General features: G+C 37.1%; 17 protein-coding genes. 11 read left to right on the forward strand and 6 right to left on the reverse strand.

Annotated elements, in window-relative coordinates; translation table 11 throughout:
* Positions 1-11 precede the first annotated feature (11 nt).
* Together serC and ACA100_RS08130 are read left to right on the forward strand one after the other, a co-directional pair.
* The gene (serC, locus tag ACA100_RS08125) at positions 12-1,082 is read left to right on the forward strand and encodes a 3-phosphoserine/phosphohydroxythreonine transaminase (protein ID WP_481077202.1); all 1,071 of its coding nucleotides are present in this window, start codon (positions 12-14) and stop codon (positions 1,080-1,082) included.
* Between the two features lie 32 nt (positions 1,083-1,114).
* A complete protein-coding gene (locus ACA100_RS08130; RefSeq protein WP_481077203.1) occupies positions 1,115-3,244 on the forward strand; it encodes a carboxy terminal-processing peptidase in 2,130 nt (709 codons plus the stop codon).
* A 63-nt stretch (positions 3,245-3,307) separates the two neighbouring features.
* Here ACA100_RS08130 and ACA100_RS08135 read toward each other — a convergent pair whose 3' ends face one another.
* The 5 genes from ACA100_RS08135 to ACA100_RS08155 all read right to left on the reverse strand — a co-directional run bounded on the left by ACA100_RS08135 (position 3,308) and on the right by ACA100_RS08155 (position 6,998).
* Positions 3,308-4,660 (reverse strand): GTPase/DUF3482 domain-containing protein, encoded by a 1,353-nt coding sequence (locus tag ACA100_RS08135; RefSeq protein ID WP_481077204.1) that lies wholly within the window; start codon positions 4,658-4,660, stop codon positions 3,308-3,310.
* Positions 4,647-5,699 carry a DUF2868 domain-containing protein gene (locus ACA100_RS08140; RefSeq protein ID WP_481077205.1) on the reverse strand — a complete coding sequence of 351 codons (1,053 nt, stop codon included), beginning with the start codon at positions 5,697-5,699 and terminating at the stop codon, positions 4,647-4,649. Before ACA100_RS08140 ends, ACA100_RS08135 begins: the two co-directional genes overlap by 14 nt.
* A gap of 14 nt (positions 5,700-5,713) precedes the next feature.
* Positions 5,714-6,118: an NfeD family protein gene (locus ACA100_RS08145; RefSeq protein ID WP_481077206.1), complete on the reverse strand. Its 405-nt coding sequence runs from the start codon at positions 6,116-6,118 to the stop codon at positions 5,714-5,716.
* A gap of 37 nt (positions 6,119-6,155) precedes the next feature.
* Positions 6,156-6,491: an iron-sulfur cluster insertion protein ErpA gene (gene erpA / locus ACA100_RS08150; protein WP_481077207.1), complete on the reverse strand. Its 336-nt coding sequence runs from the start codon at positions 6,489-6,491 to the stop codon at positions 6,156-6,158.
* Between the two features lie 78 nt (positions 6,492-6,569).
* Entirely contained in the window at positions 6,570-6,998 is a 429-nt protein-coding gene (locus tag ACA100_RS08155) for an NUDIX hydrolase (protein WP_481077208.1), read from the reverse strand.
* A 149-nt stretch (positions 6,999-7,147) separates the two neighbouring features.
* Between ACA100_RS08155 and ACA100_RS08160 the strand changes: the two genes are divergently transcribed.
* The 7 genes from ACA100_RS08160 to hemB all read left to right on the forward strand — a co-directional run bounded on the left by ACA100_RS08160 (position 7,148) and on the right by hemB (position 13,437).
* Positions 7,148-7,369, forward strand: coding sequence for a hypothetical protein (locus tag ACA100_RS08160; protein WP_481077209.1), 222 nt, complete (start codon positions 7,148-7,150; stop codon positions 7,367-7,369).
* Positions 7,370-7,446: 77 nt separating this feature from the next.
* On the forward strand, positions 7,447-8,169 hold the full coding sequence (locus ACA100_RS08165) for an SDR family NAD(P)-dependent oxidoreductase (RefSeq protein WP_481077210.1): 723 nt from the start codon (positions 7,447-7,449) through the stop codon (positions 8,167-8,169).
* A 111-nt stretch (positions 8,170-8,280) separates the two neighbouring features.
* Positions 8,281-9,516: an aspartate kinase gene (locus tag ACA100_RS08170; RefSeq protein ID WP_481077211.1), complete on the forward strand. Its 1,236-nt coding sequence runs from the start codon at positions 8,281-8,283 to the stop codon at positions 9,514-9,516.
* A 96-nt stretch (positions 9,517-9,612) separates the two neighbouring features.
* Entirely contained in the window at positions 9,613-10,893 is a 1,281-nt protein-coding gene (locus ACA100_RS08175) for a dicarboxylate/amino acid:cation symporter (RefSeq protein ID WP_481077212.1), read from the forward strand.
* A 2-nt stretch (positions 10,894-10,895) separates the two neighbouring features.
* On the forward strand, positions 10,896-11,330 hold the full coding sequence (locus ACA100_RS08180) for a carboxymuconolactone decarboxylase family protein (RefSeq protein ID WP_481077213.1): 435 nt from the start codon (positions 10,896-10,898) through the stop codon (positions 11,328-11,330).
* Positions 11,331-11,355: 25 nt separating this feature from the next.
* Positions 11,356-12,423 carry a chorismate synthase gene (aroC, locus tag ACA100_RS08185; protein ID WP_481077214.1) on the forward strand — a complete coding sequence of 356 codons (1,068 nt, stop codon included), beginning with the start codon at positions 11,356-11,358 and terminating at the stop codon, positions 12,421-12,423.
* Positions 12,424-12,432: 9 nt separating this feature from the next.
* Positions 12,433-13,437, forward strand: a complete 1,005-nt coding sequence (gene hemB, locus ACA100_RS08190) for a porphobilinogen synthase (protein WP_481077215.1) — start codon at positions 12,433-12,435, stop codon at positions 13,435-13,437.
* A gap of 58 nt (positions 13,438-13,495) precedes the next feature.
* On the opposite strand, the gene ACA100_RS08195 is transcribed toward hemB, so the two are convergent.
* Positions 13,496-14,158 (reverse strand): hypothetical protein, encoded by a 663-nt coding sequence (locus ACA100_RS08195; protein WP_481077216.1) that lies wholly within the window; start codon positions 14,156-14,158, stop codon positions 13,496-13,498.
* Positions 14,159-14,555: 397 nt separating this feature from the next.
* Here ACA100_RS08195 and ACA100_RS08200 point away from each other — a divergent pair, with 397 nt between their 5' ends.
* On the forward strand, positions 14,556-16,094 hold the full coding sequence (locus ACA100_RS08200) for a DUF3419 family protein (RefSeq protein ID WP_481077217.1): 1,539 nt from the start codon (positions 14,556-14,558) through the stop codon (positions 16,092-16,094).
* A complete protein-coding gene (locus ACA100_RS08205) occupies positions 16,087-16,851 on the forward strand; it encodes a hypothetical protein (RefSeq protein ID WP_481077218.1) in 765 nt (254 codons plus the stop codon). The genes ACA100_RS08200 and ACA100_RS08205 overlap by 8 nt, the downstream gene beginning before the upstream one ends.
* Positions 16,852-16,975: the final 124 nt, after the last annotated feature.

A 16,975-nucleotide genomic window follows, 5' to 3' on the forward strand; every position in this document is an offset into this window, starting at 1 on the left:
CTGGATAGGATATGGAACGTAATTATAATTTTTGTGCAGGCCCATCAACTTTACCTGAAGCTGTATTAAGACAAGCGCAGGCAGAATTATTGAATTGGAATGGTTTAGGTGCTTCTGTAATGGAAATCTCCCACAGAAGTAAAGATTTTGAAGCAGTTATGGTTCAAAGTGAGCAAAAAGTGCGTTCATTATTGAACATTCCAGAAAATTATAAAATATTGTTTTTGCAAGGCGGTGCGTATGCACAGTTTTCAATGATTCCTTTGAATCTATTGGGCAATAAAACAAGCATCGACATGATTGAAACTGGCAATTGGTCAAATAAAGCCATGAAAGCGATGGCAAAATATGCAGATATCAATGTGCTCGCATCTACCAAAGATACACTACCAGAAGAAAGCGCGTTACGTTTCTCTAAAGACAGTGCTTTTGTGCATTATTGTGATAATGAAACAATCAGTGGCGTTGAATTTAACTATGCGGTTAAGAATGAATTTTCACCAGTTGTTGCAGATATGAGTTCAAATATTTTATCGCGTGAATTTGATGTCTCGAATTTTGGTTTAATTTATGCGGGTGCGCAAAAAAATATTGGTCCATCTGGCGTAACATTGGTGATTGTGCGTGAAGATTTATTGGGTAAAGCTGATCCTAAAACATCAGATGTATTCAATTATGAAATTCAATCTAAAAACTTATCTATGATCAATACGCCACCAACATTTTCTATGTATATGATTAATTTGGTGTTAACTTGGTTGGAGAATCAAGGCGGTGTTTCTGCAATAGAGAGAATCAATAATGAAAAGGCTGCAATGCTATATAACATTATCGATGCGAGTGATTTTTATCATAACCCTGTGACAAAAAACGCACGTTCTCGTATGAATATTCCGTTTACTATTGTAAATCCAGAATTAGATCCCATATTCTTAGCTCAGGCAAAAGAACATGGCTTGATTAATTTGGAAGGCTATCGCGCTGTTGGTGGTATGCGTGCAAGTATTTATAATGCATTGCCACTTGAAGGTGTTAAAGTTTTATGTGAATTTATGTCTGATTTCGAGAAAAAATACGGATAAGCAGATTGATAAATATTAGGTTACAAAAAATTATGATTAAACAAAAAAAATTGGGCGTAATTGCGTCGGTTGTTGCAGTTTTACTTTTTGGTCATGTTAATGCATCGGAAATACAATCCATTCCTGCATCTACAGCTCAGGAAAAACAATTACCACAAATTAAGCCTAATAAACGGTTTGAGCGGATCAGTTCTGCGAATGCTGTTGCGCTTTCTCAATTTCATTACGGCAAAATTCCGTTGGATGATGAATTGTCAGAGCGTGTTTATTCATTGTATGTAAATTCGTTGGATCCTCAGCGATTATATTTTTTGCAATCAGATATTGATCAGTTTGATCAGCATAAATTTTTGTTTGATGATTATCTCAGGAAAGCGGAATTAAGCTTTCCTTTTGATATGTATAATAAGCTGATTCAGAGATTGGATGAGCGAGATACAAAGGTTAATGAGTTATTAGAACGAGATTTTGATTTCACGACTAAAGAAGAACTTTTAATTAATCGCAAAGATGAACCTTACGCAAAAAGTGTTCAAGAGTTAGATGAAATTTGGTATCAGCGCGTTAAAAATGAGTTAGTGAATTTATTGGTTTCTGATGATGAATTAACATTGGATGAAGCGAAAGCTAAATTGAAAAAACGCTATGCAACGCGTCACGAGCGTTTAATGCAAGTGGATGTAGAAGATATTTTTGAAATCTACATGAATACTGTGGCATTAGCATTTGATCCACATTCTGGTTATTTATCTCATCGCACAATGGAAAACTTTAACATCAATATGAGTTTGTCATTGCAAGGTATTGGTACAGTTTTGCGTCAAGATGATGATGGTATTTCTATCATGGAAGTTGTACCAGGCGGACCTGCGGATCAAACCAATCAATTAGTATTGGGTGATCAATTAGTGGGTGTTGCACAAGGTGATGATGGCGAATTTCTTGACATTGTTGGTATGCGTTTAGATCGCGTAGTGGACAAAATTCGTGGCAAAAAAGGTACAGTTGTTCGTTTACAAGTGATGAGCAATAAAGGCAAAGGCCCTGAGAAAATCGTTCGCATTGTGCGTGATCAAGTGAAGCTTGAACAGCAAGCCGCAAAATCTGAAGTGAAGACAGTGACAAAAGATGGTCAAGCGCAAAAAATTGGTGTGATCACATTGCCAACTTTTTACAGTGATTTTGAAGGTAATAAAGGCGGCGAGAAAGAATTTAGAAGTACAACGCGCGACATTAAAAAATTGGTGAAAGAGCTGCAAGATAAAGATCAAATTGAAGGTTTGATCATTGATCTTCGTGGTAATGGCGGCGGCGCTTTAGAGGAAGTGATCAATCTTTCTGCGCTGTTCATTGAGCCAAAGAAAACCGTCGTACAAGTCAAAAACTATAATGGTTCGATTGATACGCGACATAGCACACAAGAGAAAAAGATTTATGATGGCCCATTAATGGTGATTACAGATCGTTTAAGCGCCTCAGCCAGTGAGATTTTTGCAGGCAGTATTCAAGATCAAGGTCGTGGTTTGATTGTGGGCAGTACAACTTTTGGTAAAGGTACAGTGCAATCATTATTGCCATTAGAAGGTTGGTTGGCAAAATCGGAAAAGCCTGGGCAGAGTAAAGTAACGATTGCGATGTTCTATCGTGCCAATGGTGAAAGTACGCAAGAGAAAGGCGTTGTGCCTGATGTTGTGTTGCCACAGATTTATAATCCATTGGATATTGGTGAATCTAAGGAAAAATATGTTTTACCTTGGGATAAAATTCCTGCAAGTAAAGATCTTGTGGTGATGGAATCAGTGCAAGAGTACATTCAACCATTGCAAAAGGCCCATGATGAGCGCTTGAAGAATGATGATAAATTGAAGATCTTCCAAAAGCAGCGAGATAAAATTCAAGAATTATGGGATGTGAAAACCTTGTCATTGAATTTGGATGAGCGCCGTAAGGAATTGAAAGAGCAAGAAGATGATTCGTTCAAAAGTAGTAATGAGATCCGTGCAATGTATGATCTTGAGCCATTAACATTAGAGCAGTATAAAAATGAAGATGGCACACACACAAAATTGTTGAAAGATACAACGCCAGATATTTTATTGGATGAAAGTGTGAACATCATGAGCGATTACATTAATCTTTTGAAACAACCAAAAGCGAAGTAATTCACAAACTCAGATTCAAAAAATAGCCTCGGAAACGAGGCTTTTTTGTGAGAAAGTTAAGACTTAACTAAAAGAAGATTGAATTTCTTTCACAACCTTTTGCAAGAGCTTATCCTTTTTAGAATCACTTTTTTGGTGCAATTCAGGATAAGCGCGTAGGTTCTCAGTTTGTTTCATGAAGTTAGTAATATCTGCTGAGTTTTCAGTTTCATCATTGATGATGATTGGATTTAAATCCGCATGAGAGCGATCATTCAAGCGCTCGATGATGTATAAAAGATTCAGCATTAACTTCACAGCAGTTGGCTGATCAATGTAGAAGTATTCAATATCACGCCATTTATCCACGATGCGCTCGCCATAATTCCATAATGAGCTGAAAACACCGCCAATTACAGCGCCAGTTGCGGAAGCAATGCCGAGTGTTGTCATGCCGCTCATTAAATCAACGCCCACCATCATTGTTGCACCCGCGGCTGCACCTTTGCCAAATTGCAAAGAGAATTGCCCAAATTCATCTAAAGTGAACATGTCTTGAGTTGTGGCATTGGCTTCGGTATGCAAGGTGATGTATTGAATATCTTCATGATTAAAATTATAAAGATCCAATAGTTGATCGATGAATCTCTTTTCAATTTTCATGATCGCAGTTGCGATTTGTGCATTGATATTTTGTGTGTCAACTTGCTTAGTATCGGCTTTGACGCGCAATGTCATTAAATCAAAATAGAAGTTTGCCAATAGTGTGAAGGCTTGTCGCATGCGTTCATCATCTAAATCACTTTGTGCTTGAATAAAGGATTGAATGTTTTGATAATGCTCAGGAAACATAATGGCAATTTGTTCATATAATCGCTGTTTTCTTGGTAGAATAATCGTGTCAAACTCTAAATAATGATGCAATCCATTGGCTTTTAATTCACGTTTCCAATCATCAATATATGTCGCATTTTGTGTGAAGTTTAAAATGGGTAGAATGGGAATGTGCGTTTTCAGTAAGAGCAATAGTTCATAATGATAACGGGGCAAAAAAGGTTGGCGCACATCTATCACATAAAAAGCAATATCACTTTTGAGCATTTGATTCAGGACTTTAAATTCTTGATCAAAATCTGCTTGATTGTGAGGATCTTGCATGATCTTTAGTAAAGCTTGCTTTTCATCGGATTTGGAAGTTTGTAGGGAAGTGCTCGGCATTAACTCCAAAATGCTCATGGCATCTTCAATGCCTGGTGTATCCACAAAGTTAAAAGTGAAATCCGCCGATTGTAGTGAAATATTGGTTACATCAATTGTTGTGGCGGGTGCATTTTTAACATCACCAAAATTTCTTTGGCGTGTTAAAGCTCTAACTAGCGATGTTTTACCAGTATTTGTATGCCCGACAATGGCAACAGTGATGTTATTTGATTTCATAGTTTGCGCTTTCGCCTTCCACTAGAATGGATGATAAGTGTTTTTGCCACATGGATTTTTGATAATCATCCTGTGTTAAAACATGAATGGTTGCATGTTCTGCTAAGTTTAATAGGCGGATCACGCGTCTTAATAAACCGCGATCAGGCATTAAATTGCCATCTAAAAATATCTCTATCGTATCAATGGGCTCTGCTTTATGTTTCAGTTCAAATTGTTGGAATGATTCGATGTCGTTGAGTTTAATAACATCAGGACTTAAACGAATTTGGTCGGTAATATCAACCGCGACTTGATACGAATCTCTGCCTTTGAATGCGACTTTCGGCGCGCGAATGACCAAAGGTTTCTCTTCTGCTTTATCTAAAATGGCTGTTTGGCTGATGATGGCTTTGGGCGGTGAATATAATACACTGCGAACAGCATAATAGGCTAAGACTAAAAGTCTTGGTAATAAACCATGAAATAGAATCATGATGATGATCCATTTCGCCCACATTGATCTTGCGACATCATCTAATGAGCCTTTTATAAAGCTTGCTTCTATGAGCTTGTAATCAAACTGTATGAAGCCCAATTTTTCTGGGATAAAGTTTAAATAGCGAATAATAATTTCTGTAATGTCTCGGCTTTCAGTAAAAGTATTGCCAAGATAAAAATCAAAGTGTTGAAATGTGAATTTGAAAAATAGTACAACAAGGCTTGTGAGTAAAATAGTGATCCACGTTGTATTGGAAATTAACTGCACAATATAACGTACTGGTAAGCCTTGAGTGGGTTGATAGGGTGAATCATTTTTAAAAATGAGGTTTTTCAATCCAATAAAGAGTTGGCTGAAAAATGAGTGGGCTGTGATCAGAGATATGATCAAAAACAGCGTAGAAGGTAAAATTGCAATCAATACAAAATAGAGCGGATGCAAGGGCGATATTACTATCGAGCTTAGCCCAAAACCGCTGCTTAATGCGGTTAAAATAATCCATAGGAAAAAGATAATGCGCCAGTGGCGCATTATTGGCTGTAAAGATTGGTTATTCATGGATTTAAAAGTCATTATTCGATAATTTTAAATACTAAAGTATTATTTTCGATGGCAGTGATTGCAATGTTAGTGCCTGCCTCTGCATCAGGTCCTTTGATGAGCCAAACAGAATCACCGATATTCAATTGACCTTGATGATTGGTTACAGCTGAATCTAATGTGAATGTTGCCCCGATTAAATCAGAATCACGTGTTGGGGATGCTCTACGCATGATCACAATGACTGCAATGACAGATAATACAGAGGTGATGGCAAAGAGAATGAGTTCAGCATTCATACTCATGGAAAATATAAGCGTAATGAGACCAACGATTAAAGCACTGACGCCAAACCACATTAAAAACATGCCTGGCAATAGCATTTCTAAAATGATTAAAATAATGCCGAGCGTAAACCAGTTGACTAACAGTGCCATACTTTTATGATCTCCGAATGACTGAACTAATGGTTAATTAAGCGCTGAATGAATTGCCACAACCACAAGTTGTTGTTGCGTTTGGATTGCGAATCACGAATTGCTCGCCTTGTAAGTTCTGAACGTAATCGATGTCCGCGCCAACAAGATATTGATAACTCAAAGGATCTACCAATAATTTTACGCCTTGATTTTCAACTTCAACATCACCTGCTTCAACTTCCTCTGCAAATGTGAAGCCATATTGGAAACCAGAACAGCCGCCACCTTGAATGTACACGCGCAACATCAAGTTTGGATTCGCTTCATCATCAATCAATGATTTAACTTTCAACGCTGCTGAATCTGTGAAATTGATACCTGTATCTGACATTTTTAAGTCTCCGTGCAAATAATACTATTATAGGAGAAAACGGTGCTGATTACACGGAGATATATTTTACGATTGTGATTATCTTTTTTTATCTAAGAAATCTTGCCACAACGGTAGGATTTTCTCTTCCACTAACGGTGCAAATTTTAGGGCAGGAATGTGATTAGGCTCTAACCAAACGATCTCTTCAATTTCTGCTTGTGGCTCGATGATTGTATTGGCAGGTAGTATCACTTGAAATAATTGTGATTGAATTCTGTAATCAGGCTCATTAGCAGCAGCTGCTTCATATTCTTGAATGAAAGTTGCATCACTTTCTTGAATATTGAGATCAATCTCTTCCTGTAATTCACGGATTAATGCTTCAATGGCGCTTTCACCTTGATCTATTTTTCCACCTGGCAACATGAATTTGACTGTATTACGCTTACGAACCAGTAATAAACGATCATTACCATCAATGATCATCGCAGCAGATAGGTAAAAATAGTTGGGTTTGCGTTCCATGATAAAATCCAATGTAATTTGAAAAAGACTATAAATGTTACGAAGAATAGCAAAGAAATTAAAGGACGAATTATGAGCGATGAGCAATTGACAGTAGTATGATTAAGCGCTATGTTCAAATCTCTTATAATAAATAGTGTTGAAATATTATGAAAAAGATTAATAAAAAAGCTTTGCCTGCGATTATTTTAATCATCGTGATTATGATCATTGGCTTTGGGATGCAGTTTTTTATAACTAAAAATAGCATTGTAGAGGCTGAAATGAATGAGCAAACCAAGGAATACATCGATAAAGTTAATCAATGTCAAGCCGCTGCTGACAGCAAGCAAGAGCTTTCCAAAGAATGCCAAGAGATCATGAAGAAATAATTCATTGCAGGATCAATTGACCGATTTGTAAACCTTAAAATTCTTAGCTATAGTCATTCTTTTTAGGGAGAATGACTATGACAGCGTTATACATCATCACAGGTGCATCCAAAGGTATTGGTGAAGCTTTAGCTAATCAATTAGAGCAAGATAGCAATAATGAAGTGTTACGCTTAGCACGTACCAATCCTAAAACATTACCAAACTTAATCACTGTGGATTTAACGGATGAAACAGCAAGCGTTAAAGTGATAACTGATTGGTTGAATCCTCGCTTAGTTACAGCAAAATCTGTCACTTTGATCAATAATGCTGGCACGGTTGAACCAATGGGCGTTGTCGGTAAAATCAATGGTAGCCAATTATCACAAGCTTTGATGCTCAATGTTGGTGCTGTGATTGCCTTAACAAGTGCATTTGTTGAGTTGACAGATAATTTCGATGGTCAAAAATTTGTGATGAACATTTCATCAGGCGCAGGACGTAATGCTTACGAAGGTTGGGGCGTTTATTGTGCAACGAAAGCAGCGGTTGATCGTTTCACAGAAGTGCTTATGAAAGAGCAATCTACTAAAGCAAATCCAGTGAAAGCAACTTCGATTGCTCCTGGCATTATTGATACAGATATGCAATCCACAATCCGTAGTCATTCAGAAGAATATTTCCCCAATGTTGATCGATTCATTGATTACAAAAATACAGGCAAATTAAGCTCACCAGAATCGACAGCAGCTGCATTGTTGAGCTATTTACATTCAGAAAAAATGGGTAATTTTGCAATTACTGACATTCGTGATTAAAAAATCATTGAATTTGTATTTTGTAATTGCTATTTTGCTAAGGTTGCGTATTTTACACAGCGGGTTTATTTATCATTTTGTGAAATTATATATTTTAGAGTAGAGATCTTTATGAGTTTATTAGTGCAAAAATTTGGTGGGTCATCGGTCGCAAACCTTGAAAGAATTCGTAACGTTGCTAATAAAATCAAAAAATTCAAAGACAAGGGGGATGATCTCATAATCGTTTTATCAGCAATGTCTGGTGAAACAGATCGCTTACTCAATTTAGCTAAATCTATTGACCAGTTTCCTAATCAGCGTGAGATGGATGTTATCTTATCTACGGGAGAACAAGTAACAGTTGCTTTATTGAGTATGACATTGAATGCAATGGGCATTAAGGCAAAGTCTTACACAGGTGCTCAAGCTGGGATTATGACCAATAGCGTACACACGAAAGCAAGAATCGAAAGCATTGTGGAAGATAGAATCCGCAAAGATTTGGATGAAGGTTATGTCGTTGTTGTTGCTGGTTTCCAAGGCGTAACAGCAGCAGGTGATATCACGACTTTAGGCCGTGGTGGATCAGATACAACAGCCGTTGCATTGGCCGCGCAATTTAAAGCAGATGAATGCCAAATTTATACGGATGTTGATGGCGTTTATACAACAGACCCAAGAATTGAAAAGAAAGCGAGAAAGTTAGATACGATCACTTTTGAAGAGATGCTTGAATTGGCAAGCTTAGGGTCAAAAGTATTACAAATTCGCTCAGTAGAATTAGCAGGAAAATATAACGTTCCTCTGCGTGTATTATCTTCATTATTAGAAGAACCAGGGGAAGGCACATTAATTACGTTTGAAGAGAAGGAACATTACGTGGAATCTGATATCATTACTGGCATTGCGCTGAACCGTGACGAAACACAAATTACAGTTTTAGGCGTACCTGATACTCCAGGCATTGCGTTTAATATTTTGGATGCGATCGGCAAAGAAAATATTGATGTTGACTTGATTGTGCAAAATATTAGCGAAGATGGCACAACAGATTTCACTTTCACAGTGAATGCACCAGATTATGATCGTGCATTGATGATCACTCAAGATGTTGCAAACTCAATGAATGCAAGACAAGTCTTTGGCCGTACAGATATTGCTAAATTATCAATCGTTGGTGTTGGCATGCGTTCAAATAGCGGCGTTGCAAGCAGAATGTTCCATGCTTTGGCAAATGAAGAGATTAATATTTTGATGATTTCAACATCAGAAATTAAAGTATCTGTGATCATTGAAAGCAAATATGCTGAATTGGCTGTTCGTGTATTACATGATGAGTTTGATCTACATATTGTAGAACAGTAAATTTTAAATGAAACATCGAGCACACTTTCCATTATACTTTGGTCAGTGTGCTTTTTTTTACCGTTTTTATTTCTCACTCTAAATAAGATGTAATTTATGACATTTCTTAAAAATTATCTCTCATCTTTGACCATTATCATCGGCATTGTGATTGGTGGTATGATCGGTTATCTGCTGGGGCCTGAAGGTATTTCATTTGCGTTATTTGGCCAAGATTGGCAATTAAGTTCATCATCTTTTAAACCGATCGGGCAAATATTCTTGAATATGATGTTCGTCACTATTGTGCCGCTTGTATTTTTCAGCATTACATCGTCCATTACAAAAACGAATCAAACTGCACGATTAAGAAAAATATTATTGAGCGCGTTATTTGTATTTGTCGGCACTGCGGCGATCATTGCCGTCATCAGCTATTTTGGTTTTTTATGGTATGAGCCTGTTAAAGGTTTTAACTTACAAGAATTAATGACATTATCAGGCAAAGCCGTGGATGTTCAGCCTGTGAGCTTGAGTGAAATGTTTGTCAGAACTTTGACAGCGAGTGATTTTTTAGATCTATTCAGACGAAATAATCTATTAGCTTTGATCATTTTTTCTCTATTTCTAGGGATTGCGATTGTATTAGTGGGTGAAAAAGCGAAACCTATCGCGACTTTATTAGAATCTGGCATGGAAGTTGTGTTGAAGCTCGTTAAAATCATCATGTATGCCGCGCCAGTTGGCTTGGGCTGTTATTTTGCAGACATTGTTGGTGAGTTGGGTCCGAGAATTGTGGGGGCTTACGCACAAGTATTAGTGCTGTATTTGATTCTCACTGTGATTGCTTTTTTTGGCTTAAATACTTTGTATGCTTGGTTGGCAGCGGGGAAGTTAGGCGTAAAAGCATTTTGGTCAACAGCATTGACGCCAGCATTAACAGCAATTGCAACCACATCGAGCGCCGCTTGTATTCCTGTGAATTTAATCGCAACTAAGCAGATGAATGTACCTAATGACATTGCGGAAACCGTCATTCCATTGGGTGCAAACACACATAAAGATGGTTCTGTCATGGGCGGCGTTTTTAAAATCATGTTTTTATTAACATTGGTGGGCATTACATTTGATACACCGATGATGTTTTTAGCCATCGTTGTTGTGGCACTTTTAGTGGGCATTGTGATTGGTGCAATTCCAAGTGGCGGAATGACAGCGGAGGTATTGATTTGTACTTTATTTGGCGTGCCTGTTGAATATGTTGGCATTATTTTAGTGATTAGTATTATTATCGATATCCCTGCGACGCTTTTGAACTCCACAGGCAACAATGTATGTGCTATGTTGATCACTCGAATGGTGGAAGGTAAAAACTGGATATTACAGAAAGGAGCATGATCATGAATGAACAGCGTTTACATTATGTGGCATTATCCAAAGAAGCATTTGCAGGCTTTGTGCAAGTGAAGCAAGCTGTTGCAGAGAGTGAAAACATCGATCATGTCATGATTGCTTTGTTGGAGTTGCGTGTTTCTTTGGTCAATGGCTGTAGCTATTGTGTGCATGCGCATTCAGAAGAATTGAAGAAATTGTCAATGACTGATAGATTCATTCAGGAAGTTGCTGCATGGCAATGTAGTCGTCAATTCAGCGAAGAACAACGTGTGGCATTACACTGGGCAGATAGTTTGACGAATATTAGCCAAACCCATGTGCCAGATGAAGATTTTGCATTAGTGAAGGCATTTTATAGCGATGTTCAGATCAGTGATATGACAATGATCATCAGTAATATGAACGCAATGAACCGCATTGCCATCGCGATGCGTAGATAAGAATTTTTTAGATTAGAAGGTCATTATGTCAGGAAACAGCATTGGTAGATTATTTACCGTTACAACGGCTGGCGAAAGCCATGGCCCAGGATTGGTTGCCATCATTGATGGTTGCCCGCCAAATATTGAATTAACAGCGGAAGATTTACAATTTGATTTGGATCGCCGTAAACCAGGTACTTCACGCCATACAACTCAGCGCCGTGAAGCAGATTTGGTGGAGATTTTATCAGGTGTTTTTGAAGGTAAAACAACAGGTACAGCAATTGCTTTATTGATTCGCAATGAAGATCAGCGCTCTAAAGATTACGGTAATATTGCTGATCAATTTAGACCAGGGCATGCAGATTATACTTATCATGCTAAATATGGCATTCGTGATTATCGCGGTGGCGGTCGTTCTAGCGCGCGTGAAACTGCGATGCGCGTAGCAGCGGGTGCAATTGCCAAGAAAGTATTGGCAGAGCAATTTGGCGTGAAAATTTTTGGCTATTTATCACAATTGGGTCCAAACAAGCCAACAGCATTTGACCAATCAGTGATTGAAACGAATCCTTTCTTTTGGCCATGCGAAGCTGATGTAGAAAATTTAGAAAACTACATGGATACACTTCGTAAATCGGGTGATTCAGTGGGTGCAGAAGTGACTGTGATTGCTGAAAATGTACCCGCAGGATTCGGTGAGCCAATCTTTGATCGCTTGGATGCAGAATTAGCACATTCACTCATGAGCATTAACGCGGTGAAAGGCGTAGAAATCGGTGATGGCTTTGATTGTGTTAAAGCTTTAGGTACAGAATTCCGTGATGAAATTACAAGTGATAACGGCTTTTTAAGCAATCATGTAGGCGGAATTTTGGGTGGCATCTCCTCAGGGCAGCCAATTATTGCTAAAATAGCATTGAAGCCAACATCAAGTTTGCGTTTAGAAGGACGTAGTGTAAATATTCATGGCGAGGATGTAACGGTAGTAACCAAAGGCCGTCATGATCCTTGCGTCGGCATTCGTGCAACGCCCATTGCAGAAGCAATGATGGCGATTACATTGTTGGATCATGCACTTCGTCATCGTGCACAAAATCAAAAATTTTAGGAGAAAAACATGACAACCGTTAATCCTTTGTATCGTCCTCGTCGTTTGCGTCGTAATACGGCGATTCGTCAATTGGTACAGGAGAACTTTTTTTCATTGAACGATTTAATTCACCCGATTTTCATCGAGGAAGGATTAGAAGAAGCGATTCAGTTGAAAACATTACCGGGCGTTTATCGTTATCCTGAGTCACAACTAGAAGCAGAAGTGAAAGAACTTGCTGCGCTTGGCATTAAATACATCATGCCTTTTGGTATTTCTCATCATAAAGATTCTATCGGTAGCGATACTTGGAATGATGATGGTTTGTTGGCGCGTATGATTAAAACGATTCGTAAAGCAGCGCCAGATATGATCATCATTCCTGACATCTGTTTCTGTGAATATACAGATCATGGTCATTGTGGCGTTTTGTGTGAACATGGCCATGTGAACAATGATGAAACGATTGAGAATTTGGGTAAACAAGCGGTTGCAGCTGCAAAGGCTGGCGCGGATATGTTAGCACCATCAGCAATGATGGATGGGCAAATCACAGCGATTCGTGAAGCATTGGATGAAGCAGGCTATGAACATGTGAGCATTTTGGCACACGCAATCAAATTCTCATCAGCGTTTTATGGCCCATTCAGAGAAGCTGTTAACTCAGAATTATCAGGCAATCGTAATGGTTATCAAGCAGATTATGCAAATGGTCGCCAAGCTATGATCGAAGCTGAATTGGATGAAGCAGAAGGCGCAGATATTTTGATGGTTAAACCAGGCACACCATATTTGGATTTGGTTGCGCGTTTACGTCAACAAACGAATTTGCCTGTGGCTGTTTATCAAGTGGGCGGTGAATATGCGGCGATTAAATTTGCAGCATTGGCTGGCGCATTGGATGAAAAAGCAGTGGTTAAAGAAACAATGATCGGCTTTAAACGCGCAGGCGCGGATATTATCGTAAGCTATTACACAAAACAGATCGCAGAATGGTTACGCGATGGTGAAATTGATAGCTTGAGTAAGTAATTTTATTCAGACATTAGAATCAAAGAAGCCCAATGTTGATTGGGCTTTTTTATGAAAACTACTTTATGTTTAATAATTGCTTATACGTCAAAATGATTTTTGAATTAAACAATTCCATATTTGATTCAAGACCATTTTGATAATCAAAGATCGCATATACACCATCCTTTGCAATAATCATCAAAGTTTGTTCTTCTGTAGCATCCTCATCTGGAATTGCTTCTCCTTTTATTTGTTCTCCTAGAATTCTGAAAGCTACACTTTCATATTTAATTGTTAATTTATAAATACCTTCACCTTTTACAATAATATTAAAAAACTCATTGGTATCACATTCATTTACTGGATAAGGTGAATAGCACTCTTTGCTACTTGGTATTTTGTTTCCTTTAATGAATATTGGATGATTAGGAGAAATTTTTACAAAATCTTCTATTGATTTTTGTTGTTCTGTTGCTTCATTAGCGTTATAAAATTCAACAGTTGCTGTATATTTTTCAAAATCTAATACTGATAGATTACTATTTAAGGATTCTGCAATCCACTCTTTATTATCCATAGGACTATTATAAATTTTTATAGTGCTTGTCGCCCCAATAGGATAAAACATTCTCGGTATTCGTAGGTCAAATATAGGGAATTTTGCACCTATAGGTGTAGTGCTAGCATTATTTGGGATGAACAATAGTATTATGATGATTATCTTATAAAGTTTATTCATTATTATTTCTCCGAGAATATTCATATTTTATGATTAACTTATTATTTATTCAGTTAATTTTTTATATAAACTAAGCTTTCTACATTCTGCGTTATTTATAAAAAGACTACAATTAGCTATATCCAAATTTGACAACCCATCCCCAAATGTGAATAACGCGGATTTATGGATTCAATGTATCCTCACTAAAAAACAACAAAAAAGTGATGCAATGCTAGTGGCAGCAATATCATAATCAAATAGCCTAATCTAGGCTTCATGGGGCAATAAGGTTGTATAGATTTTATTTTATCGGGATTTTTTAATATTCTGATTTAAAATAATCATTGTTTTATTTTAATTAAAAGATTAATATCGTTTTAATGTAAACAATGTTTAATTGAAAATGGAGAATAAAATGATGATCCAAAAAGCGATAGATACAACATTAAATAATTTCAAACATTTTGATCATTATGCCCAGTTTATGAGAGATTCAACTCAGGAGGAATTTTCTCGCTCTCAGATTCCTTTTTACTTTGCAGTGAAAGCATTTCCGCGTGCATTATGTTACTTAGCATCTATGATTGAGGAACCTTCCGTGCGTTTAAGCCTCGCGGAAAATATTTGGGAAGAACACGGCAATGGCGATGCTAATTGTTTTCATATCAATACATTTCATCAATATTTAACGGCCATTGCAGGTGAAAACTATCTCCTCAGCCATAATCCATGGATTGAAGAGTGGATCACAAGCTGGTTTGAGCTAAAAAATGTTCATGCTTTAGCGTGCCAATTGGCGGCGATTGAGTATTTATATGCACCAATCAGCGAGAAATTAGCGGAACATATTGAAACATTATCATTGCACAATGAGCAAGGGCATTACAGCAAACATGCTGTATTAGATTGGGATCATGGTAAAGATTTATTTGAAATTGCTTTACATTACGATGATTCAGCCGATTATGAAAAGACATTTGAATTGTTCTCTCAGGCACAAAAGCAGTTCATTGCTGTGATGAATGGCATGGTCGTTTTCACTGAACAAGAAGTGCAAGCAATCGCACAAGATCCCATTGCTTTTTATTATTTGAGGGAAGATGGTGATGTGGCATTGCGCGCATTGGCTCAATTAGAAGATCGTGAAATATTGAACATTCTTACTATCTGTTCTGGTGGTGAAAATATTTTGAGATATTTACAATTGCCGCAAGCGATGAATATCATGGCGCTTGATATGAATGCACATCAATATCAATTGTTGATAGATAAATTGGCGCATTTGCAAGGAAAAACAGACTATTCAAAGATATTAACAGAATCTTCTCAAGGGAAGTTTGAACGAATTTTTAAGCATTTGCGAGAGCGTTTTACACAATCAGAACAGATAATTTTTAGACAAACAGGCAAGATTTTAAAAGAGAAATTACACTTTGCGGTGAAGGATATTTTCAGTCGCCACAATTTATCCGTTATTTTTACAGATAATGCAGTCAAATATACGCAAAAAGATTTTGCAGAACATTTCTGCCAAGTGTTTTTATCTACTTTTGAAACTGGTTCTTTTGGTGAGCAAAATATCCGCAATATTTTATCTAATGAGCCATTTAACTATAAAACAGCATCACATTTATTGATGGAAAATAAATCCATTGTACCGTTGATTCATTATGTGAACGATGTTGATGTTTTTGATCAAATGGCAGCAAATGATGAGCACGTAGATGTGATAGACCTATCCAATATCGGTGATTGGGTTGAGCCAGAAATATTGCAAGCATTGGTGGCAAAAGCTTATCAACGGCTGAATATTGGCGGATTACTCATTATTCGTAAATTATTGGGCGATTATGATTTAAAGAATATTGTTAAAAATGCAGGTTTTTCAGAAAAGAATGAAATAGATAGTAGCTATTTTTATGAAGAAGTGATTGTAGGATATAAATATGAATAATGTCTCTTTAATCAAGCTTGATCTTACTGATCAAGCTTTGAGGGCAGAATATTCCAAGCGATTACAAGCTATGGAATATGCTTTTACTTATCCTTTAGGCGAAGCTGAATTTTTGATTCGACATGGTTTTGGCTCGCAAGATTATGATTATTTTTCATATTTTGAGCAATTAGGGCAGCCATATTTTTATGTCGTAGAATTATCGGGATCAATGGTTGGCTCTGTATGTTGTGTTCTACGAGTAATAGAAGGGCAGAAAGTTTGGTACATTTGTGATCTCAAAATTTTACCAACCGCACAGTTTAAACAGATTCCAGCCTTGATTTATCAGTTATTGCACGAAAATTTACGCTCAATTTCATCTGCATTTTATTTTGTGAATATGTCGCCAGAAAAACACAATGGATTGTATAAGGTTGCACGGCAGTTAATGGTAGGTTTTAGGCTTAAGATATTGCCATATTATATCTATGAATTGACACAAGAACATATTAACGATGATGTGGTGATTGCACATAATCATGGTAAAAAAGATATTGTGATGAATGGACAGACATTGGATTTATATCATGTTATGAATGGTGCTAATGATCGTTGTGATTATGTTCAATATGCATGTCAAGATCAATTATCCAATCGATCTATCATTATGTTAGGTAGCACAAAATTAATCGATCATTATGTGCCAAATTCTGAGGGTATTTTTGTCTCTTGCAATTTTACGCTGAATGGTGATTTATCAACATTTGAGGTTTAAGGTTATCCAAATTTGACAACCGTTTCCCAAATGTGAATAATGCGCACTCTTATTTATTCAACGTATCTTCACCAAGAAGAACCAACTAAAAAGGTGATACCAATGCTCGTGGCTTTAATCAACG

Source organism: Wohlfahrtiimonas sp. XWW7, assembly GCF_056716055.1.